Annotated in this window: 26 protein-coding genes; 19 read left to right on the top strand and 7 right to left on the bottom strand. The window is 63.8% G+C overall.

The window, feature by feature from the left end:
* Positions 1-19: 19 nt before the first annotated feature.
* The 5 genes from AB6B38_RS13405 (at position 20) to AB6B38_RS13425 (ending at position 3,498) form a co-directional block, all read left to right on the top strand.
* Complete coding sequence (locus AB6B38_RS13405) at positions 20-628, top strand: GrpB family protein (RefSeq protein WP_371393406.1); 609 nt, start codon at positions 20-22, stop codon at positions 626-628.
* A complete protein-coding gene (locus AB6B38_RS13410) occupies positions 628-1,512 on the top strand; it encodes an S-methyl-5'-thioadenosine phosphorylase (RefSeq protein ID WP_371393407.1) in 885 nt (294 codons plus the stop codon). The genes AB6B38_RS13405 and AB6B38_RS13410 overlap by 1 nt, the downstream gene beginning before the upstream one ends.
* Before the next feature lie 336 nt (positions 1,513-1,848).
* The gene (locus tag AB6B38_RS13415; protein WP_371393408.1) at positions 1,849-2,190 is read left to right on the top strand and encodes a UrcA family protein; all 342 of its coding nucleotides are present in this window, start codon (positions 1,849-1,851) and stop codon (positions 2,188-2,190) included.
* 74 nt (positions 2,191-2,264) lie between these two features.
* Entirely contained in the window at positions 2,265-2,795 is a 531-nt protein-coding gene (locus AB6B38_RS13420) for an adenine phosphoribosyltransferase (protein WP_371393409.1), read from the top strand.
* 43 nt (positions 2,796-2,838) lie between these two features.
* Positions 2,839-3,498 (top strand): hypothetical protein, encoded by a 660-nt coding sequence (locus AB6B38_RS13425; protein WP_371393410.1) that lies wholly within the window; start codon positions 2,839-2,841, stop codon positions 3,496-3,498.
* On the opposite strand, the gene AB6B38_RS13430 is transcribed toward AB6B38_RS13425, so the two are convergent.
* Positions 3,495-4,994 carry a S10 family peptidase gene (locus AB6B38_RS13430; RefSeq protein ID WP_371393411.1) on the bottom strand — a complete coding sequence of 500 codons (1,500 nt, stop codon included), beginning with the start codon at positions 4,992-4,994 and terminating at the stop codon, positions 3,495-3,497. The genes AB6B38_RS13425 and AB6B38_RS13430 overlap by 4 nt on opposite strands.
* A 131-nt stretch (positions 4,995-5,125) precedes the next feature.
* On the opposite strand from AB6B38_RS13430, the gene AB6B38_RS13435 reads away from it, so the two are divergent.
* Positions 5,126-6,019 (top strand): 23S rRNA (adenine(2030)-N(6))-methyltransferase RlmJ, encoded by an 894-nt coding sequence (locus tag AB6B38_RS13435; protein ID WP_371393412.1) that lies wholly within the window; start codon positions 5,126-5,128, stop codon positions 6,017-6,019.
* Between the two features lie 124 nt (positions 6,020-6,143).
* On the opposite strand, the gene AB6B38_RS13440 is transcribed toward AB6B38_RS13435, so the two are convergent.
* The 3 genes from AB6B38_RS13440 to AB6B38_RS13450 form a co-directional block, all read right to left on the bottom strand.
* A complete protein-coding gene (locus tag AB6B38_RS13440) occupies positions 6,144-7,595 on the bottom strand; it encodes an esterase/lipase family protein (protein ID WP_371393413.1) in 1,452 nt (483 codons plus the stop codon).
* Between the two features lie 68 nt (positions 7,596-7,663).
* The gene (locus tag AB6B38_RS13445) at positions 7,664-8,947 is read right to left on the bottom strand and encodes a multidrug effflux MFS transporter (protein WP_371393415.1); all 1,284 of its coding nucleotides are present in this window, start codon (positions 8,945-8,947) and stop codon (positions 7,664-7,666) included.
* A gap of 45 nt (positions 8,948-8,992) precedes the next feature.
* The gene (locus AB6B38_RS13450) at positions 8,993-9,757 is read right to left on the bottom strand and encodes an SDR family oxidoreductase (protein WP_371393417.1); all 765 of its coding nucleotides are present in this window, start codon (positions 9,755-9,757) and stop codon (positions 8,993-8,995) included.
* A 110-nt stretch (positions 9,758-9,867) separates the two neighbouring features.
* Here AB6B38_RS13450 and AB6B38_RS13455 point away from each other — a divergent pair, with 110 nt between their 5' ends.
* The 7 genes from AB6B38_RS13455 (at position 9,868) to AB6B38_RS13485 (ending at position 16,823) form a co-directional block, all read left to right on the top strand.
* Positions 9,868-10,215: a 6-pyruvoyl tetrahydropterin synthase family protein gene (locus AB6B38_RS13455; protein WP_371393419.1), complete on the top strand. Its 348-nt coding sequence runs from the start codon at positions 9,868-9,870 to the stop codon at positions 10,213-10,215.
* A 38-nt stretch (positions 10,216-10,253) separates the two neighbouring features.
* Positions 10,254-10,673, top strand: coding sequence for a dihydroneopterin aldolase (gene folB, locus AB6B38_RS13460; protein WP_371393421.1), 420 nt, complete (start codon positions 10,254-10,256; stop codon positions 10,671-10,673).
* Between the two features lie 32 nt (positions 10,674-10,705).
* Positions 10,706-12,619 (top strand): excinuclease ABC subunit UvrC, encoded by a 1,914-nt coding sequence (gene uvrC, locus AB6B38_RS13465; RefSeq protein WP_371393422.1) that lies wholly within the window; start codon positions 10,706-10,708, stop codon positions 12,617-12,619.
* Between the two features lie 10 nt (positions 12,620-12,629).
* On the top strand, positions 12,630-13,217 hold the full coding sequence (locus tag AB6B38_RS13470) for a CDP-alcohol phosphatidyltransferase family protein (protein ID WP_371393423.1): 588 nt from the start codon (positions 12,630-12,632) through the stop codon (positions 13,215-13,217).
* Between the two features lie 106 nt (positions 13,218-13,323).
* A complete protein-coding gene (locus tag AB6B38_RS13475; RefSeq protein ID WP_371393424.1) occupies positions 13,324-14,685 on the top strand; it encodes a protoglobin domain-containing protein in 1,362 nt (453 codons plus the stop codon).
* Between the two features lie 97 nt (positions 14,686-14,782).
* Positions 14,783-15,499, top strand: coding sequence for a response regulator (locus AB6B38_RS13480; RefSeq protein WP_371393425.1), 717 nt, complete (start codon positions 14,783-14,785; stop codon positions 15,497-15,499).
* A gap of 10 nt (positions 15,500-15,509) precedes the next feature.
* Positions 15,510-16,823 carry an ATP-binding protein gene (locus AB6B38_RS13485; protein WP_371393426.1) on the top strand — a complete coding sequence of 438 codons (1,314 nt, stop codon included), beginning with the start codon at positions 15,510-15,512 and terminating at the stop codon, positions 16,821-16,823.
* On the opposite strand, the gene proC is transcribed toward AB6B38_RS13485, so the two are convergent.
* The 3 genes from proC to AB6B38_RS13500 form a co-directional block, all read right to left on the bottom strand.
* Positions 16,820-17,680 (bottom strand): pyrroline-5-carboxylate reductase, encoded by an 861-nt coding sequence (gene proC, locus AB6B38_RS13490; protein ID WP_371393427.1) that lies wholly within the window; start codon positions 17,678-17,680, stop codon positions 16,820-16,822. The genes AB6B38_RS13485 and proC overlap by 4 nt on opposite strands.
* 11 nt (positions 17,681-17,691) lie before the next feature.
* On the bottom strand, positions 17,692-18,192 hold the full coding sequence (locus tag AB6B38_RS13495; RefSeq protein WP_371393428.1) for a YbjN domain-containing protein: 501 nt from the start codon (positions 18,190-18,192) through the stop codon (positions 17,692-17,694).
* 102 nt (positions 18,193-18,294) lie between these two features.
* Positions 18,295-18,600, bottom strand: a complete 306-nt coding sequence (locus AB6B38_RS13500; protein WP_371393429.1) for an accessory factor UbiK family protein — start codon at positions 18,598-18,600, stop codon at positions 18,295-18,297.
* A gap of 114 nt (positions 18,601-18,714) precedes the next feature.
* Between AB6B38_RS13500 and lgt the strand changes: the two genes are divergently transcribed.
* From lgt to ychF, 6 genes are all read left to right on the top strand, one after another.
* On the top strand, positions 18,715-19,614 hold the full coding sequence (lgt, locus tag AB6B38_RS13505) for a prolipoprotein diacylglyceryl transferase (protein WP_371393430.1): 900 nt from the start codon (positions 18,715-18,717) through the stop codon (positions 19,612-19,614).
* 2 nt (positions 19,615-19,616) lie between these two features.
* A complete protein-coding gene (locus AB6B38_RS13510) occupies positions 19,617-20,744 on the top strand; it encodes a class I SAM-dependent methyltransferase (protein WP_371393431.1) in 1,128 nt (375 codons plus the stop codon).
* Positions 20,745-20,860: 116 nt separating this feature from the next.
* On the top strand, positions 20,861-21,793 hold the full coding sequence (locus tag AB6B38_RS13515; RefSeq protein ID WP_371393432.1) for a ribose-phosphate pyrophosphokinase: 933 nt from the start codon (positions 20,861-20,863) through the stop codon (positions 21,791-21,793).
* A 154-nt stretch (positions 21,794-21,947) separates the two neighbouring features.
* The gene (locus AB6B38_RS13520) at positions 21,948-22,589 is read left to right on the top strand and encodes a 50S ribosomal protein L25/general stress protein Ctc (RefSeq protein ID WP_371393433.1); all 642 of its coding nucleotides are present in this window, start codon (positions 21,948-21,950) and stop codon (positions 22,587-22,589) included.
* Positions 22,590-22,713: 124 nt separating this feature from the next.
* Positions 22,714-23,313 carry an aminoacyl-tRNA hydrolase gene (pth, locus tag AB6B38_RS13525; RefSeq protein ID WP_371393434.1) on the top strand — a complete coding sequence of 200 codons (600 nt, stop codon included), beginning with the start codon at positions 22,714-22,716 and terminating at the stop codon, positions 23,311-23,313.
* A 106-nt stretch (positions 23,314-23,419) separates the two neighbouring features.
* Entirely contained in the window at positions 23,420-24,517 is a 1,098-nt protein-coding gene (gene ychF / locus AB6B38_RS13530; protein WP_371393436.1) for a redox-regulated ATPase YchF, read from the top strand.
* The last annotated feature ends 39 nt before the right edge of the window (positions 24,518-24,556 follow it).

A 24,556-nucleotide genomic window follows, 5' to 3' on the forward strand; every position in this document is an offset into this window, starting at 1 on the left:
GCAGCGCTGGCAGGACGGCATGAAGAAAGATCCGATCGACGTCATCGCCTACGAGCCCCGCTGGGTGGAGGAAGGTCTCAGCCACGCCGAGGCCGTGGCGGCCGCGCTGGGACCGCTCGCGCTGCGCGTGGATCATGTCGGATCCACAGCCGTGCCGGGCCTGGCGGCGAAGGATGTCATAGACATTCAGGCCCTGGTGATGCGCCTTGAGGACGAGGGCATCATCGCGGCGATGATCGGGGCCGGCTACCGCTTCCGCGACAGCAATACCTATGACCCGCCGCACCCGGAAAGCCCGCCCGCGCTGGGCGAGGATGACTGGCGCAAGCTCTATTTTCGCGAGGCGAAGGGCGCGCGCCGCGTCCATATCCATATTCGCCGCAATGGCGCCGCGGCTGCCCGCAACGCCCTCCTGCTGCGCGATTTTCTGCGCGATGACGTGCCGTCCCGGCGCGATTATGGCGAGTTCAAGATGGCGCTTGCGGTCAAAACCCGCAAAGATCGCGACGCGTATCAGGCGATCAAGCGCCCGTTCATTTCCATTGCGCTGCGCAGCGCGGAAAGCTGGGCGGAGCTGACCCGCTGGGTGCCCGGCGCGCCTGATGCCTATTGGAGGAGTGCCGAGTAATGACGGGCTGGGTGTTGGGGATTATCGGCGGGTCGGGCCTCTATCAGCTGTCCGGGCTGGAGGATGTGCGCCGCCAGACGGTGGAAACGCCCTGGGGTTCGCCGTCGGGCCAGCTGGTGCGCGCACGGCTCAATGGTGTGGAGCTCGTGTTTCTCGCCCGTCACGGCAAGGGCCATAGCCTGTCGCCAAGTGCGATCAATTACCGGGCCAATATCCATGCCCTGAAGCGGGCGGGGGTGACCGATATATTGTCGCTTTCGGCCTGCGGCTCCATGAAGGAGGAGCTGGCGCCGGGCACTTTCGTTGTCGTGGACCAGTATGTGGACCGCACCTATGCCCGCGAGAAAAGCTTTTTCGGGCCGGGCTGCGTGGCGCACGTGCCGATGGCTGACCCGGTCTGCAAGCGCCTGTCTGCCATGGCGGCCGACGCTGCGCGCAAGGCGGGGGTGGAGAATGTCGTTGAGGGCGGCACCTATATCGCCATGGAGGGTCCGCAGTTTTCGACCCGCGCGGAAAGCCGCCTTTACCGCAGCTGGGGCGTGGATGTGATCGGTATGACCAACATGCCCGAAGCCAAGCTCGCCCGCGAAGCCGAGCTTCCCTATGCCAGCGTCTGCATGGTTACCGATTACGATTGCTGGCGTGAGGCTGATTCCGATGTGGATATCAACGACATCCTCAAAGTGATGGGTGAAAACAGCGGCCGCGCCCATGACCTGATTTCAGCCCTCACCTCGGCGATGGCAAAGCAGGAGCGTACGCCCGACCCGGCGGGGATAGGCAGCGTGCTCGACCACGCCATCATCACCGCGCCCGAACATCGCGATCCTGATCTGGTGGCCCGGCTGTCCACCATTGCGGGCCGGGTATTGTCGCGCGCTTGACCGGGCCGAATCCGGCCGGGACGGCAAAGTTATCCACAGGCTTGTGTCCGAGCAGGTGCGAAACGGTACCTGAAAGTCGTGCAATTTTCACCCACGAGCGCGCGACCCATCCTGCATTGTGGGAATAAAGCTCTTTTAAACCAATGTATTAATGGCGTATCGGCCGTCGCCGCGCGCCCTCTTTTCATCCGTATTCAGATATATTACAATTATGTGACTGATCCGGGACGACTAACTATAGGTCACGGATCGCGTGGGGACGGCAGTTTCCGTCCATTGCCAGCCGCCTCCGGCGTCACCGGCCCAGCGTCTGGCCAAGCCTCCCGGGAGGAAAGAATGAAATTTGAACAATTTGCTCTCGCCGCCGCCGCATCTCTCGCCATGGGAGCCGCGGCATCCGCGCAGCAGGTACATAACGTGCCGGTCTTCGAGTTCGACGTGGAACGCGCCGCGCTGCATGACGAGGCCAACACGGCCGGCATCTATGCGCGCCTGGTCAGCGAGGCGGGCGAGTATTGTGGTGGCATCGTTGCGCCTGAATCCGTGGAATATCCGGTGTGTGTCGGGACCATGGTGAGCCATGTCATCAACGAGCTGGACCATGCGCCCCTTGCCCGGTTCCACGATGGTGCGGAGTACGCGCCGCGTCAGCAGGCTGTGGCATATAACGCAGGCTAGCTGCACCCCTTCGCCTTGACGTCTCCCGTGCTGGACCGGATGGTCTCGCCGTCTGTTCAGCGCGGGGGAGTTTCATGGACCATATCAAGGCAGCGATACGGACGATCCCGGACTATCCCAAGCCCGGCATCATGTTCCGCGACATCACCACCCTGCTGGGCGATGCGCGGGCTTTCCGGGCCGCCGTTGACGCGATGATCGCGCCCCATGCAGGCACCAAGATCGACAAGGTGGCGGGCATCGAGGCGCGCGGCTTTATCCTCGGCGGGGCCATCGCCCACCAGCTTTCCATCGGCTTTGTGCCCATCCGCAAGAAGGGCAAGCTGCCCTTCGACACGATCGGCCAGTCCTACGAGCTGGAATACGGCACGGACGAGGTGGAGATGCACACCGATGCGGTAAAACCTGGCGAGCGTGTCCTGCTGGTTGATGATCTCATCGCCACCGGAGGCACGGCAGAGGCGGCGGTAAAGCTGCTGCGCCGGGCCGGCGCGCATGTTGAAGGCGCGTCCTTCGTTGTCGATCTGCCGGAGCTGCGCGGCGTGGAGCGTCTCCGCGCGCTGGACGTGCCGGTTGCGGCACTGGTGGCCTTCGAGGGGCATTAGGGATTAGTCTCTCCCGGTCTTGCGATCAGGGGAGGGCTTATCCATGTTCATCGGACATTACGGACCCGCGCTCGCTGCGCCAGCGCTGGTGAAGACCGTGCCGCTCTGGGCGCTGTTCTTCGCTGTTCAGTTTCTCGATATTGTCTGGGCGCCGTTGATACTGGCCGGCATCGAGCAGGTGCGCATCGTGCCGGGCTTTACCGCGATGAGCCCGCTGGACCTGCATCATATGCCCTACACGCACTCTCTGCCCGGCGCGCTCGCGCTGTCGGCCCTGCTGGGTCTGGCCTATGGGCTTATCGCGCGCAAGGCGCGGCTGGCTGGCGGCCTGCTGGTGGCGGCGGCGAGCTTCTCGCACTGGCTTCTGGACCTGATCGTCCATGCGCCGGACCTGCTGCTCTGGCCTGGCGGGCCAATGGCGGGCTTTGGCCTGTGGAACAATCTTCCGCTGGCGCTGGGGCTGGAGGTGGCGCTGGTTCTGGCCGGGCTGATCTTCTACCTGCGCGTGACACAGGCGAAGGGCCTGATCGGGCGCATCTGGCCGTTCGTGCTGGTGGCCGTGCTCTTCGCACTGGAGGCGATCCACCTCTTGGGTGAACCGCCTGCCAGCGCAGAAGAACTGGCCATGACAAGCATGGCCGTCTTTCTGGTCCTGACCGGCCTTGCGGCGGTCGCGGACCTTACGCGGAAGCCGCGCCGCTAACGCGCGCCCGCTGCCACGAACTCGCGCACATCGCGGGCGAGCTGTTCGATGGACGGGTGGTGCAGATACATCATGTGCCCGGCCTCGTAATAGGTCAGCGTCACACGGTCCTGGTCATAGGAGCGCCGGTTGAAGGTCATCTCGGTACCGAAGAAGGGCGTGGCGAGATCGTAAATGCCATTGGTGGCCAGCACACGCAGGTCGGAGTTCTGCCGCATGGCGCGCTCCAGCCAGATCGAGGTGTTGAGGTAGGAATTGTTGCCGCCGGCCTCGCCCGCATTCCAGTTCCAGTCACGCACGCCGCCGAGCGTCACATAGGTGTCCGGGATATTGACGCCGAGATTGCGGGTATAGTGCTCGCGCATCGCGGCCGTGTAGCCCGCCGATATGCCATAGCCGGAGGGATCGCCTTCCGGGTTCTCCCGCAGTGAGTCCGGCTCCAGCCCGGCAAAGCGGGAATCAAACCGGCCCACGCTGCGGCCCTCGTCGCGCAATATCTCGGTGCGGAAGCGGTTCAAAGGCACGCGCAGGCTGGCTGAACGCAGATAGTCGGTGGACAGGCCGGTCAGCTCCGCCATGCGGATGGTTGTGGCGTTGAAGCGGGCTTCGTCCACATCATGTCCGCGCAGGAGGACGGGCAGGAACTCGTCGGTGGCAAAGTCGCGCGCATCGCGCAGGAAGGCGTTGAAATCATTGCTCCAGGCGGAGCGGTCCACGCGGTTGTGATACCAGGCAGTGGCGGCATAGCCCGGCAGCAGCCCGGTCAGGCCCAGCGGATTGTCGGGCCGCGCATTGGCCATCTCCATGACGACCGAGATCAGCACCACGCCGTTGAAGGCGACATTGTTCCAGCCGAGCTCCATCTCGTTCATCAGCGCGCCGATGCGCGTCGTGCCATAGCTTTCACCCATCAGGTATTTGGGCGAATTCCAGCGCCGGTTCTCGGTCAGCCAGATGCGGATGAACTGTCCCAGAGAACGCGCATCCTCATTGACGCCCCAGAACTGGGCCGGATCGGCCTCGCCCAGCGTGCGGCTATAGCCGGTGCCAACCGGGTCGATGAAAACAAGGTCGGCTGAATCCAGCAGTGAGTGCGGATTGGCGCGGATATCATAGGGCGCTGCGCCATCGTCCTCGGCCTCGGAGGGCAGGACCAGATGGACCGGGCCGAACACGCCCATATGCAGCCAGAGTGAAGCCGAGCCCGGCCCGCCATTGAAGATGAAGGCTACGGGCCGGGTGCGCGGATCAGACACGCCCTCGCGGATATAGCTGGTGGAGAAGATGGCCGCCGTTGCCGCGCCGCTCTCGTCGCGCAGGAAGGTCTCGCCGGCTATGGCCCGGTAGCGCACGCGCTGGCCATTGGCGGTTACCTCGCCCCGGCTTTCAAACACGCGCGGCTCGCGTGGATCGCTGGCCGTGTCGGGCGCCTGCGCGGCAGCTCCGGAAACGCCAAGGACAAGGGCTGCAAGCCCTGCTGCAAACTGTTTAATCATGTGTGTGGTCTCCCCGAACCGGCTTCGTGCCGTGTGTTCCGCCGGGAAGGCTAGCGGCGATGCCCGGTGCGTCAATGGACCTGTGCGTTCACAATTGCGTGGCCTCGCCTGCCCGCCTAGAAGCTCATCCCATGAACTATCGTCACGCCTTTCATGCCGGAAACTTTGCCGATGTGCTCAAGCATGGCGTGCTGGCGCTGTGCCTTGAGCATTTGAAACGCAAGGACAAGCCGTTTGCCGTCATCGATACCCATGCCGGGATCGGCGCCTATGATCTGACCAGCGATGCCGCCCGGCGCAGCCCGGAATGGCAGCAGGGCATCGGACGGATCATGGCGGCGGAGCGGCCCGCAGATGTCGAGCGCGTGCTGGCGCCCTTGCTGCGTATCATCAAAGCCATGAATGCGGGCGCGGACCTCACCGCCTATCCCGGCTCGCCGGAAATGTCGGCGCGGCTAATCCGGCCGCAGGACCGTATTCATCTATGTGAGTTGCACGAGGCGGACTCAAAGACGCTCGACAAGCGCTATGCGCTCAATGCGCGGGTGAAGGTGGAACAGCGTGACGGCTACAAGGCGCTCAAGGCCCTTTTGCCGCCACGCGAGAAGCGCGGGCTGGTCCTGATCGATCCGCCCTTTGAAAGCCGCGATGAATTTGTGCGCCTTGCCGAAGCCGCGATGAAGGGGCTGGAGCGCTGGCCGACAGGCACCTTCATCTTCTGGCGGCCAATGAAGGATCTCTGGTCGCTCGACCGGTTTGACGAGGGGCTGGCCGAATGGCTGGTCACCGAGCGCGATGTGGAGCCGTCTGCCATTTTGCGCGCGGATATGTGGGTGCGTGATCTTCAAAGCGAGGGCAAGCTGGCCGGTGCGGGGCTGGTTATCATCAACCCGCCGCACATGCTGGAAGCCGATATGCTGGTCCTGATGCCGTGGCTGTGCAACGTGCTCAGACAGGGCGAGGGCGCAGGCTGGCGGCTGGACGGTATCGTGACCGAGGAGATGGCAGCCAGCTGGGCGGAGTAGGGTTTTTCCCCTCGTGCTTCGAGACGCTACTTCGTGGCTCCTCAGCATGAGGGGAAAAGCGCAAAGAAAGCCCTCATCCTGAGGAGGCCGTCAGGCCGTCTCGAAGGGCGAGGGCTTGGGCAATCTAGCCGCTCGCGCGCACCGTGAACACGCTTTCATCGGGCTGTCTTGGCACGATCACCTCGATGAAATGGGTGGCATAGCGTTTCAGGAATTGTTCCCCGCCGCCGGTCAGGCTGCGCAGCGGGATAAGGCCCGATCCCATCGCATCGCCGCGCTCAAAATAGCTGATGAGCCTGCCCGGTGCCGGCGCAGAGAGGCCAGCAGCCAGCAAAGGCAGGCGGGCTGGCGTCATCGCCGACTTCAGCCCGCCATGCTTCATCAGCTCGCGCCGGTCGATATGGAAGACGCGCCGCGAGGCATCGCGCCGGTTCACATGCACTTTTTTGAGCACGTGGCGCAGGGCGTATTCCTCGGGCCGTGAAACGGATGCGCCCAGGCCGTAGGCCAGCTCGTTCTGCGTGGGCGTGGTCAGCCAGACAAAATAGTCATTGACCGGCAGGCCGGTATCATCGCGCACCGAGAAGACGATCTGGTAGTGCTCGTTGAACGCGTCCGGCTCCATATCCTCTTCTGAATCGAGGTTGGCGCGGCGGGCTTCGGCATCGGGCTGGACCAGCGTGCGGGTCGCGGCGTTGACCGCTTTCCAGTCATCGCGCACTTGGCGGTAGCCGGTTGCATCATCAGTGCGCAAAGCCTGCAGGATCATCCGTCCCAGCCGTCCTGCGCCGGTATCGCCATCCCCCGACGGCTCGGTGATGTTGAGATGGTGGCGGTCGGGCAGGACGGCAAAGGCGGTGCTGTCCGGCCCGCGCCGCGTCCACAAGCGCCGCGAGGGCAGGCCGTCATCGCCGCGCTGGCTGAAATCGACCGTCACGCCCTGCGGGTCGATATGGGCGCTGGCGGCGCGCACCGTGCCGTCCCAGGCGCTTTCGCCCAGAATGCCCATGGGCCGGAAGACATCGAGGCCGGTGATGACATAGGCGCGCGTGCCTGCCTCGCTGAACACGCTCTTCCGGTCGCCATTGCGCGAAAGCCGGTCGGAGAGGGCGAGGCGCTCCTGCAGCTCGGACCCATGTTCCAGCGCGTGCAGGAATTCTGTGCCGGTCTGGAAGCTGTTCTTCCAGCCCTTGATCAGCCGCCCCAGCGCCGAGCGGCCCATCACCGCCAGCGGAGAGCCGAAATTGGCAGGCGCCAGCATGACGAGATTATCAACCGGCGCGCCGCCGCTGGCATGTTCGAAGGCGAGCCATTGGCGCACGACCAGCGCGCCGGTGGAATGGGTGATGACATGGAAGCGCGGGCCCAGCCGCCCGTCGGCCTGCATCTCCCTGACAAGCTGACCCAGCCGCCGAGCGCTGTCGGCCAGATGCACCTCGTCGGCCATGGAGGGGTAGCCGCCCAGCCATACATGCTCCACGGCAAAGCCCTGCCCGCCAAGGAATCCGGCAAGCTTGCCCATCGATGTGTCGCGGGCACTCCAGCCGTGAACAGTGAGCACGTGACGGGTCGTCATGGCGGGTCTCCGATAAGGTGAACCCGCCCATATTATGCCTGAAAACACCCCCTGCGGACAGATTGCCGCTAGCCGGGGGCGTCGATTTCGGTCTCGCCGACGCCAAACATCTGGCCCCGTTCGGTAATGGCCACGATCACGAGGGCGGCGACCCCAAGCCCTGCCATGCCCGCGAGGAGGGGAAAGACCGAGTCGTTGAAAGACTGGCCAATGAGGGATCCAAGTATCGCCCCGCCAATCGCCGTCACCGATCCGTAGAGCGCCGACGCCGTGCCCGCCCGTTTGCCTGCGGGCTCCATGACAAGGGCGGAGAAGTTGGCCCCCATCATCCCGAACAGCATCATGCCCAGCGTCAGGAGCGGGTAGAACAGCCAGAAGGGCGGCTCGGATATCAGCGCGTAGAGCGCGTGCCCGCCATTGATGATGATGAAGCCGATAATGGCTGAGTGGGAAATCCGGCGCATGCCATAGCGCTGCACGATGCGCGCATTGACGATGTTGGCAATCGCCAGTCCGGCAGCGATGCCGGCAAAGGCCAGCGCGAACCACACTTCCAGCCCGTAAAGCTCGCCCATCACCTGCTCGGCGGTCGCAATGAAGGCAAACAGCCCGCCGAAGATGAAGGCGGCGGCCATCATGTATCCCAGCGTGATGCGGTTTCTGGCCGCCAGCCAGTAATTCTTCGCGGCCGATCCGATCCGCACCGGGATGCGGTTTTCGGGGCTGAGCGTTTCGGGCAGACGCACCAGCATCCAGCCCCAGAGCAGCGCGCCGCCCGCCAGCAGGGCGGCAAAGATCCATTCCCAGCTGGCGATGAGCAGGATGGCCTGGCCCAGACCCGGCGCGAGGATGGGCGCGGCCATGAAGAAGGTCATGGCGATGGAGATGATCTGCGCCATCTTGCGCCCGGAAACGAGGTCACGCACGACGGCGGTAGCAATCACGCGCGTACCGGCAGCCGCTGCGCCCTGCAGCGCGCGTGCGGCCAGCATCCAGCCAAAGTCAGGCGCGGCCAGACACAGCAGCGTCGCCAGCGAGTACGCGCCCAGCGAGATCAGCAAAACCGTGCGCCGGCCGAGCGCATCGGCCAGCGGCCCGTAGAATATCTGCGCCAGGCCAAAGCCGAGCACATAGGAGGTGATGACCAGCTGGCGCTCATTGCCCATCGCATCAAAGGCCCGGCCAATATCGGGCAGGGCAGGCAGCATGATGTCGATGGAGAGCGCATTGAGCGCCATCAGCGCGCTCGTCATCGCGATCAGCTCGGCCATGCCAAGCGTCGGGCGCTTCGGATCGGGGGAGGAGAGGGCCACGGTATTCGTCCACAAGGTGAGGGACGCAAGACCAGCCACGCCCGAACCCTCTAGTTAGGCAGTGCGGAGGGTTCCGTCGAGCCGCTAGCTGCCAAGCGCGCCGAACACGTCACGCGTCAGGCGCGGGTCGAAATGCTGGCCGCCATCGACACACACGATCTGCCCCGACACCGAGGGCGTGGCGAGGAACCAGCGCAGCGTGCGCACCAGATCGTCCGGCGTCGGTCCGCATTGAAGCGGATTGTCATTGTGCAGGCGCTCGAATGTGGCCTCGTCGTGATAGGGGCTCGGCAGGGTCAGGCCCGGTGCCACCCCATTGACGCGGATACGCGGGGCAAGTGCGCGCGCCAGCATCTCCGTCACGGCTTTCAGCGCCGCCTTGGAGATTGTGTAGGAGTAGAAATCGGCGTTGATGTTGAAGAGCTTGTAATCGAGCAGGTTGAAGATCATCGCGCCTTCGGGGGCTTGCGCGGCGAAGGCTTTCGACAGGAGTACCGGCGCGAGCGTGTTCGCCTCCATATGCGCCCGGAAGCTCTGCGCGCTCACGCTCTCCACGCTGTCATCTTCAAAGATCGAGGCGGAATTCACCAGCAGGCTGACCGGGCCCATGGCGGCATTTACCGCAGGGAGCAGGGTCTCGATCGCGTCTGCATCGAAGAAGTCGGCGCCAAAGGCACGCGCAGTAACGCCCTTTGCCGACAGGGCATCAATCAGGCTCTGCGCGTCGCGCTCAGACGTATAATAGTGCACGGCGATGTCATAGCCGTCCTCGGCCAGCGCCTCGCAGAAGGCGCGTCCCAGCCGCTTTGCTCCGCCGGTAACCAGCGCTGTCCCTTTGCTCTTTGCCATGTCATGCTCCTGCATCTGGCGCGAAACTATACCTTGCGGGCGCGGTTGAAAGCCCCGACCTGCTGGCAGGGCTTACCTTGCACCGCCCTTCGCAGTATAGAGCGCGCGCCATGATGCTGATTTCTGCCCAGGTGAATATCGAAGCTGCGCACTTCACCCCGTTCGGGGCGGACGATGATGCGCGCCGCCAGATCCACGGCCATTCCTATCTGGTGCGTGCCTGGGTGCAGGCCGAGCCGGGCGTGGAAGACCTTGACCGGCTGCGTGATGATCTGTCCACGGCGGCTGCGCCGCTGGACCACGCCCTTCTCAACGAGGTGGAGGGACTGGCCGGTCCGTCCATGGAGGCGATTGCCGATTTTGTGGCGCAGCGCCTCACCCCGCTCTGGCCCGGACTGAGAAAAGTTTCGGTTGCCCGGCCCACTCTCGGCTATGAAGTGGTACGAGAGCTCGTCTGAGCCGTATTCACCTGCCGACGCCGACACGGAAACCTTACATGAAACCGACGCTTGCTCCTGCCGACGCAGCGGCCCGGCCACGCTCCGAACACGCCCTTGCCGGTGAGCGGCTGAGCGTGCGCGTGGAAGGCTTGCGCCTTGAGGCGGAAGTGGGCGTCTATGCCAGCGAACGTGGCCGCAAGCAGCCGATTGCCGTCAGCCTGGAAGCGGAAGTTGCCAGCGAGGCGGCTCATCCGGAGGCTGATCTCGGCCATGCCGTGAATTATGCCGCGCTGGCAGAAACCGTGCGCCAGGTGGTGGGCCGCCAGCATCACGAATTGCTCGAAGACCTCGCGCAGGCGCTGGCCGACACGATGTTTGCCGATCCGCGCATTGTGCGTATCGCGCTCAAAGTCGACAAGCTGACCGCGCTCGATGATGCTACGTCCGTGGGTGTCAGCTATGAGCGCTGGCGCTGACGCCGGGAACGTGACAGCCTATCTTGCCCCTCATGGCCCGCGCAAACCGACCTGATACACCGCCGACCGACACGCATGACGCGCCCGGCCGCGTCAGCGAGGCGAACGTGCGTTCCGGGCCGGAAGTGATTGCCGACTACGTCAAGCGCCTGCCGATGAAGCCCGGCGTCTACCGCATGTATGGGGCGGATGGCGAGGTGCTCTATGTGGGCAAGGCCCGCCAATTGAAATCGCGCGTGTCGAACTATGCCAAGTCCGGCGGGCATAATAACCGCATCGCGCTGATGATCGCGCTGACCGCCAGCATGGAGTTTGTCGTCACGGCGACCGAGACCGAGGCGCTGCTGCTGGAAGCCAATCTGATCAAGCGGTTAAAGCCCCGTTTCAACATCATATTGCGCGATGACAAATCCTTCCCCTACATCCTCATCCGCACCGATCATGCATCGGCCCAGCTGACCAAGCATCGCGGTGCACGCAAGATGAAGGGCGATTATTTCGGCCCCTTCGCCTCTGCCGGGGCGGTCAATCACACGCTGAATACGCTGCAGAAGGCGTTTCTCCTGCGCACTTGCACAGACAGCGTGTTCGAGGCGCGTACCCGCCCGTGCATGCTCTACCAGATCAAGCGCTGTGCGGGCCCGTGCGTCGATCTCATTGCGCCGGAGCGCTATGACGAGCTGGTGGGGGAAGCGCGCGAGTTTCTGCGCGGGCGTTCGGGCGCTTTGCGTGAGCGCCTGCAGGCCGACATGGAGGCGGCCGCGGACGCGCTGGACTTTGAGCGTGCTGCGCGCCTGCGTGACCGATTGCGCGCGATTGCTTCGGTTACCACCAGCCAGGGCATCAATCCTGAAGGCATCGAGGAAGCCGATGTCATCGCGGTCCATCAGGAGGGCGGGAAAAGCTGTGTGCAGGTCTTCTTCTTCCGGGCAGGCCAGAACTGGGGCAATAGGGCCTTCTATCCGCGCCACGATGCCGAGGCGGGCCCTGAAGACGTGCTCGGCGCCTTCATCGCGCAGTTTTACGAGGACAAGCCTGCGCCAGCCTTGCTGCTGGTGTCCCATGAACCCGGACAGGGCGAGCTGCTAGCCGAGGCATTGTCCTTAAGGGCGGGTCACGCGGTGGAAATCCGCAAACCACAGCGCGGCGGCAAGACCCAGCTGGTCGATCAGGCGATGACGAATGCGCGCGAGGCGCTGGGGCGTACGCTGGCGGAATCGAAAAGCCAGGCCCAGCTTCTGGACGGCGTGGCGCGGGTGTTCGCGCTGGAGGCCCGCCCTGAGCGGATCGAGGTCTATGACAATTCCCACATTCAGGGCTCCAATGCGCTGGGCGCGATGATTGTCGCTGGCCCGGAAGGGCTGGAGAAATCCCAGTACCGGCGCTTCAACATGAAAGGCGGGGATGCGGCCACGAATGATGATTTTGCCATGATGGCCGCCATGCTGCGCCGCCGCTTCTCCCGGCTGGCCAAAGAGCGCGAAGAGGGCGCGCCTGTGCCGGGTCTCGTTCTGATCGATGGCGGCAAGGGCCAGCTGTCGGCGGCGATGGCCGTGATGGAAGAACTGGGCATGGCCGATATCCCGCTTGCCGCCGTTGCCAAGGGGCCGGACAGGAATGCAGGCCGCGAAGATTTCTACATGCCGGGCAAGGCCCCGTTCCGCCTGCCCGCCAATGATCCGGTGCTCTACTATCTGCAACGCCTGCGCGATGAGGCGCACCGGTTTGCGATTACCGGCCACCGGGCCGCGCGCAGCCGGGCGATCAAGGACAACCCGCTCAATGACATTGCCGGGATCGGTGCCTCGCGCCGTGCGGCGCTTCTGAAACATTTCGGGTCCGCGCGGGCTGTCTCGCGCGCGAACCTTGCCGATCTTGAGGCTGTCGAAGGCGTTTCAAAGGCCCTGGCCCGCAAGATTTACGACCATTTCCACGAGCAGGGTTAGGAGACAGGCCATGCTGCGCCACATTCCCAATCTGGTCACGGTGTTGCGCGGTGTTGGCGGCATTGCCGGGGCGTGGCTGCTCTTGCAGAGCGCAGGCGCGGCGCTGGAGGAGACGGCGGTTTTCTATGCGGTGCTCTCCGGGCTGATTTTCGTGGCGGCAGCGCTCACCGACTGGCTTGATGGCTGGCTGGCGCGGCGTTTCAGCGCAGCCAGTGCCCTTGGCGCCCTGCTTGATCCCATCGCTGACAAGATGCTGACCGGCTCTTATCTCATTGCCTACACGCTTATTGCGGGCGGCAATCCGGCGCTGGCCGTTCCGGTCGGTATCATCCTGCTGCGTGATATCATCGTCACGGGCGTGCGTCTGTCAGGGCCGCCGCGCAGCGAAGGCGCCTATGCCGTCACCAATGATGCCAAGGCCAAGACGGCCCTGACCATGATTGTGGTGGCGCTCCCGTTTGTCCTGATAGCGATGGGTTTCGTGGACGTGGCGGACTGGTTCTACATCTGGGTTGGCGGGGTGTGGCTGTGTGCGGCGCTGACGGTGTGGAGCGCGATACCCTATCTGCGGGCGGCGCTAAAAAACAACCTGAGATAGGCATATTTTATGTTACACGGTTTAGTAGTTGTTAACCACGTTTATGGTTTCTTCACCATGGCGGTCGAGTGTGCGGCTCAGCCGCCTGAAAAGGCGGAGTGTTTCCATGAGCATGGCGATTGTCGACTTGACCGAACGTTTCGAATTTCTCAGCTTTTCGGATGCTGACCGTGAGCGGTTGCGCGCTGCGAAGCCGCTGGTTGAAGCAGAGCTGCCCGCGATCCTGGACCAGTTCTATCTGGATATCTCCAAGCACCCTGAAGTGGACGTGATGTTCAAGAGTGCGGAGATGCGAGCGCATGCCCGCCAGAAGCAGCTTGAGCACTGGCTGCGCATCTGTGCGGCCGATTACGGACAGGACTATCTGGACTCAGTAAGGCGTATTGGCGAGACGCATGCGCGGCTCGGCCTGAAACCTGCCTGGTATTTTGGCGGGTATGCAAAGATTCTTGGCGGGTTGGTGCGCGCCATCACCCGCCGGTCATTGTCCGGCAAAAATCCCATCCGCAATCGTGGCAAGGAAGAGCAGCTTGAGGCTGTTCTGGATACGCTGGTCAAAGCCACCATGCTGGATATGGATTTGTGCATGTCCACCATCGAGGCGTGCGCCGCGAAGGCCAAGGCGGCTGAGCGTGACGCACTCGCGGACGAGTTTGAAAAGACGGTTTCGGCCATTGTTTCCTCCGTGGCGGCAGCCTCCGAAGAGCTGTCAACGACAGCCAAGGCGATGGCGCAAACAGCTGAAGGCACATCAGAGCGCTCCTCCAGCGTGGCCGCCGCCTCCGAGCAGGCGAGCACTGCGGCCAAAACCGTGGCGCAGGCCGCAGGCGAGCTTACCCGCGCCATTAGCGAGATATCCCAGCGGGCGGGCGAGGCGGCTGGCGCGTCCTCCCAGGCGCGCGACGAGGCCCGGCGTACAGCCGAAACCATGGCAGAGCTTTCTGCCGCGGCCGAACGCATTGGCACGATTGTCAGCCTGATCGAGACGGTTGCCGAGCAGACCAATCTTCTGGCCCTCAACGCGACCATCGAGGCGGCGCGCGCAGGCGAAGCCGGCAAGGGGTTTGCCGTTGTTGCCTCGGAAGTGAAGTCCCTGGCTGCGCAGACCGCCAAGGCCACCGAGGAAATCTCCGGCCAGATCACCAGCGTGCAGGAGGTGGTCAATGCAGCGGTGAAGGCTATCGAGGCGGTGTCCGGCTCCATCGAACAGGTGACCGGCGTGTCGGCCTCCATCTCGGCTGCGGTCGAGGAGCAAAGCGCGGCAACAGCCGAGATCGAACGCAATACCAACCAGTCAGCGGAAAGCTCCGGCATGGTCTCCCAGACCATTACCGAAGTGCTGTCCGGCGCGCGTGAGACCAGCCAGTCGGCAGACGCGGTGGTCAATGCATCAGGTGAGCTGGGCCGTCAGGCCGAGCAATTGCGCGGTGATGTAACCCGTTTCCTGGAGCGCATCCGGGCCGCATGACGCCGGGCTGAAATGCTGCGTAACATCCTGCCACTTTGTGGCGTGGCCAAACCGGTCCATCCTTGGCTTTAGACTTTGCTGGCAAAGCGGAGCGAGGATGACCGGCCTGCCATCTGAACCCCATATCCTTGTCGTCGATGATGATGACCGTATCCGCACGCTTCTGAGCCGCTTCCTGCGCGAGCGCGGGTTTCGCGTGTCCTCTGCCCCGAATGCGGGCAAGGCGTTGTCGATGCTGCGCTCGCTTGCCTTCGACCTGCTCATCCTTGACGTGATGATGCCCGGCATGGACGGGTTTGAGCTGACCCGCGCCGTGCGTGAGGCACATGACTGCCCGATCCTCTTGCTTACCGCTCGCGGCGAGCCTGAAGACCGCATCAAGGGTTTGTCGCTGGGCGCCGATGATTATCTGGCCAAGCCGTTTGAACCTGAAGAGCTGATCTTGCGCGTGCAGGCGATATTGCGGCGCATGATCCCCAAGAAGCAGGGGGCAAAGCGTGTGCGGTTCGGCGGCTGGATTTTCGAGCTGGAAACCGGCCAGCTGATGCAGGGCGAGGCCCGTGTGCGCCTGACGGGCGGGGAGGCGGCCCTGCTGAGCGCGCTGGCCCAGTCGCCCGGAGAGCCTGTTGACCGCTATCTCCTGTCTGAACGTGCTGCCGGCGGCGCGGGCGAGCGGGCCATTGACGTGCAGATGACGCGGCTGCGCCGCAAGATCGAGGATGATCCGAAAAATCCTGTTTTCCTCCAGACGGTGCGCGGTGAAGGCTATAAGCTGGTCGCCGAGCCGGTCTTTGAGGCACCGGCAGGAAAGTGAGCGCGGGTTCATGCGGTTCGGGTTAAAGCGCTATCTGCCGACGAGCCTGTTTGGCCGTTCACTGCTCATCATCGTGCTGCCGGTGGCGATCATGCAGGTGGCGGTGACCTGGTCCTTTTTCGAAGAACACTGGCAGACCGTGACGGCGCGCCTGTCGGAAAGCGTTGCAGGCGATGTTGCGATGATTACCGCGCTGGTTGAACGCGCCGGGCCGGAAGGGATTGATCCGGTTGCCAATCTCGCGTTTGAAACCGTTGGCCTGTCAGTTGATCTGCGAGAGGGCGATGTTTTGCCATCCAGCAGGCGTACGGCTTTTTTCCGGGCGCTGGACCGGTCCTTGCGCCGCGCGCTGACCGCCCGGCTGGATAACGAGTTCTGGTTCGACACCACGCGCTATCCTGAATATGTCGACATACGCGTGCAGGTGGATGCAGGCGTATTGCGCTTCATTGCGTCGCGCGAGCGCGCCTTTGCCACGACGGGCCATATCTTCATCTTGTGGATTGTCGGCGCATCGACGCTTCTCAGTGCCGTATCGATCATCTTTATCCGCAATCAGGCCAAACCTATCCAGCGGCTTGCCGCAGCCGCGGAAGCCTTCGGGCGCGGGCAGGATACGGCGGGCTTCCGCCCTGCCGGCGCGCGCGAGGTGCGTCAGGCTGCAACCGCCTTCATCGACATGCGTGAGCGGCTTGTGCGCTATGTCGAGCAGAGGACGGCGCTTCTGGCAGGCGTCAGCCATGATCTCAGAACGCCGCTGACGCGCCTGCGCCTGCAGCTCGCCATGATGCCGGCCGGCCCGGATCGTGAGGCGGCCATCCAGGACATTGCCGAGATGGAAATGGCGCTGGACGAGTATCTGGCCTTTGCCCGCGGCCAGAGCGGCGAGGAAAGTGAACATACCGATCTGGCGGAGCTGTGCCGGTCCTTGGCGGAAAAGGCTGGCCGTGCAGGCCACGAGATTGCGCTGGACGCTCCGCAGGTTCTGACGCGCGAAGTGAGGCCCGGCACTCTGACACGGGCGGTCTCCAACCTCATCAATAATGCCGTCGCGCACGGGCAGACGGTGGCCCTTTCGCTGGTTGATACGGGCGGGCGGATCGAGTTCCGGGTCGAGGATGACGGGCCGGGCGTTCCGCCAGAGCTTTACGAGGAGGCTTTCCGGCCTTTCAGCCGTCTTGATCCGTCGCGCAACAGCAACAAGACCGGGGTGGGGCTTGGACTTGCCATCGCCCGTGATGCAGCGCGCGCCCATGGCGGCGATGTGTTTCTGGAGCGCAGCGAGCTGGGCGGGCTGAAGGCGGTTTTGTGGATACCGGCCTAGAACGTGCTGCCCAGCTTGCGTGACTGGCGCTCTGCGGCGGATACGGCGTTGCGCACCAGCATGGGCAGGCCGCCACCGGCCATCATCACATCTAGGGCGGCCTGTGTGGTGCCACCCGGCGAGGTGACAGCGCGGCGCAAAGCGGCGGCGTCAGCCGTCTTGCGCTTGTGGCCGTCTTCCAGCAGGGCGCCAGCCCCGGCCACGGTGGCCACGGCGAGCTTCTCTGCGAGGTCTGCGGGAAGGCCCTCGGCCTCGCCAGCGCGCGCCAGTGCCTCACACATCAGGAACACATAGGCCGGGCCGGAGCCTGAGACAGCCGTCACGGCGTCCATCATGCGCTCGTCTTCAACCCATTCCACGCTGCCGAGCACTTTCAGCAGGGCATCTGTAGCCGCACGGAAATGGGCCGGATCGGCTTCGATATTGGAGATCGCGACGGAAATGCCCTTGCCAATGGAGCCTGGCGTGTTGGGCATGGCGCGCACAATGGGATGGCCGGGAAACAGGCGGCCAAGACCGATAAGGCCCGCTCCGGCGAGGATGGAGATAATCAGCGCATCGCGCGGTAACTTCCCGGCCAGATCTTCACCCAGGGCAGGCAGGGCTTGCGGCTTTACGGCCAGCACCACGCGGTCGAGACCTGTGGCGGCGGCCTTGGTCAGCGTGGGCATGACCTTGATGGCGTATTTGCCGGCAAGCTCTTCAAGCTCATCTGACGGGTTGGGCTCGACGATAACAAGCGTGCCCGAATCCAGCCCGCCCCGGCGCGCCCGCAGCCAGCCAGCGGCCAAAGCCAGTCCCATCCGGCCAGCACCGATAAGCGCGACCTTGCCTGTAGGTTCATCAGTAACGGGCATGTTTGTGCTCTTCAGGCTTCTCCGGCCGTGTCAAACATCGCGGCGGCCACAGCCTCCTCGACGCTCTTGCCGCCCCAGACAAGGTAGTGGAACGCCGGATAGAGCCGCTCACCGGCCTCCCGCGCTGCCACGATCAGCGCCGCAGCCTGCGCCGGGCTTACCGTCTCGCCGCCCGCCAGTGACAGGGCGTGACGGAACACGACCGAGCCGTCCTCAGCCCAGACATCGAAATGGCCAAGCCAGAGGCGCTCATTGAGGCGGGTGACAAGCTCGCAAACCTCGCGGAAGCGCGCTGGCGGCGTTTTCAGCTCGAGGCTCGCGCACACGTGCAGAACGTCCAGCTCGGGCCGCCAGGCAAACCATACCTGGTGATCGCGCCATTCGCCGGGTACGGCCATGTGCAGCTCGGTATCATCGCGCTCATAGGCGTATTGCTCGGCGATCACCGCCTGCTCCACGCTTTCCAGCGGATCGATCGTCTGAATGTAGGTTTCGGTATGCAGATCCATCATTGCGCCTCCCTCAGAGCACATGCCGGCATCGTCCCGTTGAACGACCGTAAGCCGCTCCGGGGACACTGCGCAACGGTGTGCAAGGGTTTGAAATTAAGCCGTTCAGCTGGAAGCCTTTTTCGAAGCGGGTTTACGCTTCGGCGCCGCAGCCGCGCGCGAGGTAGCAGGCTTTTTGCCCTCCAGCGCGGCCAGACGGGCTTTGAGTGATTCGATTTCCTCGCCCTGCCGGGCGATGATTGCCTGCAAGGCGCGCATTTCGTCACCGGATGCCAGATCCATGTCAGCGGCCACGCGCTCGGCCTGCGCCCGGAAAACCGAGCGCGCCTCATCGCCCGCAGCGCGCGCCGCGCCGAAGGCATCGGTCATCAGATCGGCCAGATCAGTGAAAACGGGGTTGCGCGTCTGCATGACAAGACGGTCCTTGCTGGTATAGAGGTCAGGATATAGGCCCTTCGGCCCGTCCAACGCAATGTCCGCCCCGCAGATTTCACCGTTAATGCCGCTCTGGAGACGATACGCCACATGGCCCTGTGCCCCGCGAGTTTCGACCTGATTGATCCCGTTATCTTCGAGATCGGCCCGTTTGCGCTGCGCTGGTATGCGCTGGCCTATATCGCCGGATTTTTCCTTGGCCTGTTCTATGTGCTCAAGCTCGTCGCCCGGCCGCGCCTGTGGACCACACATGCCAACCCGAAGGCCGCGCCGATGGACCGCGCCTATGTCGAGGAGCTGATGCTGTGGGTGATGGTCGGCGTCATTGTGGGCGGCCGTATCGGCTATGTCCTCTTCTACCAGACGAGCGCCCTGTGGGAGCGCCCCTTGTGGGTCATCACTGGCATCACCGAAGGGGGGATGAGCTTCCATGGCGGTCTGATCGGCGTCATGCTGGCCATGATCGTTACTGCCCGGCTGTGGAAAATCCCGCTGCTGAACGTGTCGGACGCGGTCGCAGCGGCGACGCCCATTGGTCTCCTGCTGGGGCGTCTGGCCAACTTCATCAATGGCGAGCTGTGGGGCCGTCCCGCGCCTGACCTGCCCTGGGCGATGCGCTTTGCCGATGATCCGCTGTGCGCGCTGCGCCATCCCAGCCAGCTTTACGAGGCGTTCCTGGAAGGGGCGGTGCTGCTGGCGCTCATCGCCTTCCTGATCTGGCGCTTCCGCGCGCTGTCGCGGCCCGGCCTTGTCACCGGCGTGTTCCTCGCGGGCTATGGCGTGTTCCGCGCGTTCGTGGAGATTTTCCGCGAGCCCGACCGGCATATGCCCGACGCGCTGCAGGGCTATGTCACCATGGGCATGCTCTTGTGCGTGCCGATGATCGCTGCCGGAGCGTATCTCATCTGGCGTTCGCTCAAGACACCGCCTGTTTCCGCGCCGGGCGAGATGCGCCCTGAGCGCAAGAAGTCCCGGTCCAGAGCAGGCTAGCCGTGACTGAAGCGGACGAGTTCAACCCGGCGGCGCGCATAGCATCGAATTTGCGCGCGCGCATCGCCTCGCAAGGCCCGCTGCCGGTCTCTGTCTTCATGATGGAGGCGCTCTTTGATCCGATGGCGGGCTATTACGCCACGCGCGATCCTATCGGGGCTGGCAGTGATTTCATTACCGCCCCTGAGATCAGCCAGATGTTTGGCGAGCTTCTGGGCCTGTGGGCTGCGCAGTGCTGGCAGGATATGGGTGCCCCTGAAAGCCTTGTTCTGGCCGAGCTGGGCCCAGGCAAGGCCACGATGATGGCCGATATGCTGCGCGCAGGCCGCGCCGTGCCGGGCTTTGCCGATGCCCTGAAAATCAGCCTGGTCGAGGCGAGCGCCGCGCTTAAAATGGTGCAGGGTCAGACGCTGGCGAGGGTGGGTGTGCCGGTGGGCTGGGCCAAGAGCCTCGAAACCATCCCGGCAGGCCCGGGAATCATTTTCGGCAATGAGTTTCTTGATTGCCTGCCTGTGCGTCAGGCCGTGCGGGTGGAGGGTCAGTGGCGTGAACGCTGCGTGACGCTGCATCCTGATGATGAGAGCCGCTTTGCCTTCGTCACCGGGCCGGTCATTGCCGAGGATGATCCCTTCATTCCTGATGCTTTGCGCGCAAGCCCTGACGGCGCGCTGGTGGAGCTGCGCCCCGGTGATGCGCAAGTGGTGGACGCGCTGGCTGCGCGTTTTTCAGAGCATCCCGGCCATGCCCTGTTCATCGATTACGGGCCGGCCGTGTCGGAGCCCGGCGATACGCTGCAGGCGATACGCGCCCATCAGAAGGTGGACCCGCTGGACGCGCCAGGTACGGCAGACCTGACCGCACGGGTGGATTTTGACACGCTGGCGCGGCGCGCGCGTTCCGCCGGGCTGGATGTGTATGGTCCGGTGGAGCAGGGGGCTTTTCTCAAAGGTCTGGGCATGGAGCAGCGCGCCGCCGCGCTCGCCGCCTCCCGGCCAGACCAGCGCGGCACAATCGCGCGCCAGCTTCACCGGCTGACGGCGGATGACGAGATGGGCGTTCTGTTCAAGGTGATAGCCCTTAGTGCGCCGGGCATGCCCGCCCCGCCCGGCCTCACCTTCTTCACCGGATAATCCGTGTACGGGGCATGGCGCACGGTGTACAAACACGCTGGCAGCCGCTTTCGATACAGCCTGGGGTCTGCTATGAGCGCGCCCATCACGGCCAGCGTCCGAGGGGATTCTTCGCAATGAAACTGATGAGCGGCAACGCAAACCGGCCCCTGGCCCGTGCCATCGCCAATTATCTTGATGCGCCGCTCTCCAATGTCGAGATCGAGACCTTCGCCGATGGCGAGCTCTTTGTGCGCATCGAAGAGAACATGCGCGGGGAGGACGTGTTCCTCATCCAGTCGACGTCCAAGCCCGCCAACGACCATCTGATGGAGCTGCTGATCTGTATGGACGCGCTCTCGCGCGCCAGCGCGCGGCGGATCACGGCCGTCATCCCCTATTTTGGCTATGCCAGGCAGGACCGCAAAACCGGCGGGCGCACGCCGATCACCGCCAAGCTGGTGGCCAATCTGATCGCCAAGGCGGGCGCTGACCGCGTGCTGACGCTGGACCTGCATGCCGGGCAGATACAGGGCTTTTTCGATATCCCGACCGATAACCTCTTCACCACGCCGGTATTCGAGCAGGATATCCGCAAGCATTACGACACATCAGACCTGATGATCGTCTCGCCGGACGTTGGCGGCGTGGTTCGCGCGCGCGCTCTGGCCCAGCGCCTCGGCGCGGACATTGCCATTGTCGACAAGCGCCGCCCGAAGGCTGGCGAGAGCGAGGTGATGAATATTATCGGTGATGTGGCGGGGCGCCGCTGCATCATCTTTGATGATATCATCGATAGCGGCGGCACGCTGTGCAACGCGGCGGCGGCCCTGAAGGACCATGGCGCGGCAGAGGTTTCCGCCTACATCACGCACGGCGTGCTTTCAGGCAAGGCCACCAGCCGGATCAAGGACTCGGTGCTGAAGGAACTGGTGGTGACCGATTCCATCGACGTTACCGACAAGGCAGCCGCCTGCGCCAAGGTGCGCGCCGTCTCCATTGCGCCGCTTCTGGCCGAGGCGATCCGGCGCATCGCCAACGAGGAAAGCGTCTCCAAGCTGTTTGACTAGGTGTTGCCCGCAAGAGGGCAAGGCCAACAAGACTCACTGCGCCCTGTTGCGCGGCGTGCAAAAACCGGCTAATAGCCCGCGCTCGCTTGAGCGCCGCCCGCCTGCAGGCGGCGAACGCGTTTGAAACCAGAATTTACCACAGGGACCGGACCCCATGAGTGATATTGTTGTTTCCGTTGAGGTGCGTGAGCGCACCGGCACTGGTAGCGCCCGCGAAGCGCGCCGCTCCGGCCTGGTTCCCGGTGTCCTTTACGGTGGTCCGCGCGGCGCTGTGTCGATCAGTGTGAAGCGCAACGAGCTGGTGAAAGCCATCGGCACGGGCAAGCTGATCGCCAATATGGTCGATATCGAGCACAAGGGCGAGCGCCAGCCCGTCATCGCGCGCGACATCCAGTTCCACCCGGTCACGGACGAGCCGGTTCATATCGATTTCTACCGTGTGGAAGAAAACTCGGTCATCACGCTGAACGTGCCGGTGCACTTCATCAATGACGAGAAGGCTCCGGGCATCAAGCGCGGCGGCGTTCTGAACATTGTGCGCCACGATATCGAAGTGCGCTGCAAGGCTGGCAACATCCCCAGCGAGATCGTGGTCGATCTTTCCGGCTACGACATTGGCGATTCCATCCACATTTCCAGCGTCACGCTTCCCGAAGGCGTGAAGCCGGTTATCACCAGCCGGGACTTCACCATCGCCACGGTACAGGGCTCGCGCGCTGTCATCGAGGATGAGGTCGAAGGCGAAGATACCGAAACGGAAGTCGAAGCCGACGAGGACGAGGGCGACGAGGAATAGCCGCCTTCGTGCTGGCGGCTCCATGCCGCCGGGCGTCTGATACCTTAAAAAGGCGGCGCGGGATGACCTGCAGCCGCCTTTTTCATGGCCGGCCAGCGCCGGGCAGGCTCGCAAGGGGCATGACATGCTGATCGTTGCCGGTCTGGGCAATCCGGAAAACAAATATCTGAAGAACCGCCATAATGCGGGCTTCATGGTGCTCGATGGAATTGCCGCCATGCATGGCTTTGGCCCGTGGCGGGAGAAGTTCCAGGCCGCGATCAGCGAAGGGCTGGTGCAGACGATTGCCGGGCCGAAAAAGACCCTGCTGATGAAGCCTTTGACTTATTACAATAATTCCGGGCTTGCGGTGCGCGCGGCGGCAGATTTCTACCGGGTCGGCCCGGAGGCCGTGACAGTCTTCCATGACGAGCTGGATCTGGCGCCCGGCAAGTTCCGCCTCAAGGCTGGCGGCGGGCATGGCGGCAATAACGGCATCCGCTCGATTGCCGCCCATATCGGCCCGGATTTCCGGCGCGGGCGCATCGGCATTGGCCATCCCGGTGACAAGAACATGGTCACGAACTACGTGCTCTCCGATTTTCCCAAGGCTGATGCCGTCTGGTTCGAAACTCTGACCGATGCGATAGCGCGCAGCTTCCCCCTGCTCGCGGGCGGTGAGTTTGACGCCTTCCAGACCCGCGTCACGCATCTGGCGCCCGCGCCGGGCGGTCAGGAAGAGTAAGCGCTCAATAGCGGTGCGTTGACCGTCCTTGCAGATTGACGCTGTCGCCTTGCACGTCTAACCCCACGCCAGCTTTGTGAAACCTTATATCTGACAGGGGCCATCCATGGGCTTCAAATGCGGTATTGTCGGCCTGCCGAATGTAGGCAAATCGACGCTTTTCAACGCGCTCACCCAGACGGCGGCTGCACAGGCCGCGAACTATCCGTTCTGCACGATCGAGCCGAATGTGGGCGATGTGGCGGTGCCTGAGCCGCGCCTTGAAAAGCTCGCCTCCATTGCCGGTTCGGCCAGTATCATCCCGGCGCGCATGAGCTTTGTGGACATTGCGGGCCTCGTGAAGGGTGCCAGCCAGGGCGAAGGTCTCGGCAATCAGTTTCTGGCCAATATCCGCGAGGTGGACGCCGTCGTTTACGTGCTGCGTTGCTTTGTCGACGACGATGTCACCCACGTCGCGGGCAAGGTCGATCCGCTGGCTGATTTCGAGACGGTCGAGACCGAGCTGATGCTCGCCGACATGGAGAGCCTCGAAAAGCGCCGCGCCAATGTGGAGAAGAAGGCCAAGTCCGGCGACAAGGACGCCAAAGCGCAAGTGGCGCTCATCGATCTGGCACTGGACAAGCTGCGCGAGGGCCAGCCTGCCCGCTTTGCCGAGGTGCCAGACGACCAGCGCCGCGAATGGCGCATGCTCCAGCTGCTGACCTCCAAGCCGGTCCTCTTCATTGCCAATGTGGACGAGGAAAGCGCGGCGACCGGCAATGAGATGAGCCGGGCGGTGGAAAAGCGCGCTGCCGAAGAGGGCGCGATCTGCGTGACCATCTCTGCCAAGATCGAGGCCGAGCTCGCGCTTCTGGACGCGGATGAGCGCGCCGAATATCTGGAATCGCTGGGGCTTTCCGAGCCGGGCCTCAACCGGCTGATCCATGCCGGTTATACCCTGCTGGACCTGCAGACCTATTTCACCGCCGGGCCGAAAGAGGCGCGCGCCTGGACCATCCGTAAGGGCTGGAAAGCTCCGCGCGCCGCGGGCGTGATCCATGGCGATTTTGAAAAGGGCTTCATCCGCGCTGAAACCATCGCCTTTGATGATTACGTGGCGCTGGGCGGCGAGTCCGGTGCCCGCGAGGCGGGCAAGCTGCGCCAGGAAGGCAAGGAATACGTTGTGCAGGATGGCGATGTGCTGCTGTTCAAGTTCAACGTCTAGACCGGCTCCACCGCTTTACACCTCCCTCTCCCCCGCCCA

This window comes from Glycocaulis abyssi (assembly GCF_041429775.1).
GTDB lineage: Bacteria > Pseudomonadota > Alphaproteobacteria > Caulobacterales > Maricaulaceae > Glycocaulis > Glycocaulis abyssi.

Excerpts from the sequence above, each read along its gene's own strand:
- AB6B38_RS13440 (WP_371393413.1), bottom strand. The coding sequence starts at position 7,595 with ATGACGACCCGTCACGTGCTCACTGTTCACGGCTGGAGTGCCCGCGAC.
- AB6B38_RS13455 (WP_371393419.1), top strand. The coding sequence starts at position 9,868 with ATGATGCTGATTTCTGCCCAGGTGAATATCGAAGCTGCGCACTTCACC.
- AB6B38_RS13415 (WP_371393408.1), top strand. The coding sequence starts at position 1,849 with ATGAAATTTGAACAATTTGCTCTCGCCGCCGCCGCATCTCTCGCCATG.
- AB6B38_RS13515 (WP_371393432.1), top strand. The coding sequence starts at position 20,861 with ATGAAACTGATGAGCGGCAACGCAAACCGGCCCCTGGCCCGTGCCATC.
- AB6B38_RS13485 (WP_371393426.1), top strand. The coding sequence starts at position 15,510 with ATGCGGTTCGGGTTAAAGCGCTATCTGCCGACGAGCCTGTTTGGCCGT.
- AB6B38_RS13435 (WP_371393412.1), top strand. The coding sequence starts at position 5,126 with ATGAACTATCGTCACGCCTTTCATGCCGGAAACTTTGCCGATGTGCTC.
- AB6B38_RS13410 (WP_371393407.1), top strand. The coding sequence starts at position 628 with ATGACGGGCTGGGTGTTGGGGATTATCGGCGGGTCGGGCCTCTATCAG.
- ychF (WP_371393436.1), top strand. The coding sequence starts at position 23,420 with ATGGGCTTCAAATGCGGTATTGTCGGCCTGCCGAATGTAGGCAAATCG.
- AB6B38_RS13480 (WP_371393425.1), top strand. The coding sequence starts at position 14,783 with ATGACCGGCCTGCCATCTGAACCCCATATCCTTGTCGTCGATGATGAT.
- AB6B38_RS13405 (WP_371393406.1), top strand. The coding sequence starts at position 20 with ATGAAGAAAGATCCGATCGACGTCATCGCCTACGAGCCCCGCTGGGTG.
- uvrC (WP_371393422.1), top strand. The coding sequence starts at position 10,706 with ATGGCCCGCGCAAACCGACCTGATACACCGCCGACCGACACGCATGAC.
- proC (WP_371393427.1), bottom strand. The coding sequence starts at position 17,680 with ATGCCCGTTACTGATGAACCTACAGGCAAGGTCGCGCTTATCGGTGCT.
- AB6B38_RS13500 (WP_371393429.1), bottom strand. The coding sequence starts at position 18,600 with ATGCAGACGCGCAACCCCGTTTTCACTGATCTGGCCGATCTGATGACC.
- AB6B38_RS13495 (WP_371393428.1), bottom strand. The coding sequence starts at position 18,192 with ATGATGGATCTGCATACCGAAACCTACATTCAGACGATCGATCCGCTG.
- AB6B38_RS13450 (WP_371393417.1), bottom strand. The coding sequence starts at position 9,757 with ATGGCAAAGAGCAAAGGGACAGCGCTGGTTACCGGCGGAGCAAAGCGG.
- AB6B38_RS13430 (WP_371393411.1), bottom strand. The coding sequence starts at position 4,994 with ATGATTAAACAGTTTGCAGCAGGGCTTGCAGCCCTTGTCCTTGGCGTT.
- AB6B38_RS13475 (WP_371393424.1), top strand. The coding sequence starts at position 13,324 with ATGAGCATGGCGATTGTCGACTTGACCGAACGTTTCGAATTTCTCAGC.
- folB (WP_371393421.1), top strand. The coding sequence starts at position 10,254 with ATGAAACCGACGCTTGCTCCTGCCGACGCAGCGGCCCGGCCACGCTCC.
- AB6B38_RS13420 (WP_371393409.1), top strand. The coding sequence starts at position 2,265 with ATGGACCATATCAAGGCAGCGATACGGACGATCCCGGACTATCCCAAG.
- AB6B38_RS13520 (WP_371393433.1), top strand. The coding sequence starts at position 21,948 with ATGAGTGATATTGTTGTTTCCGTTGAGGTGCGTGAGCGCACCGGCACT.
- AB6B38_RS13425 (WP_371393410.1), top strand. The coding sequence starts at position 2,839 with ATGTTCATCGGACATTACGGACCCGCGCTCGCTGCGCCAGCGCTGGTG.
- pth (WP_371393434.1), top strand. The coding sequence starts at position 22,714 with ATGCTGATCGTTGCCGGTCTGGGCAATCCGGAAAACAAATATCTGAAG.
- lgt (WP_371393430.1), top strand. The coding sequence starts at position 18,715 with ATGGCCCTGTGCCCCGCGAGTTTCGACCTGATTGATCCCGTTATCTTC.
- AB6B38_RS13470 (WP_371393423.1), top strand. The coding sequence starts at position 12,630 with ATGCTGCGCCACATTCCCAATCTGGTCACGGTGTTGCGCGGTGTTGGC.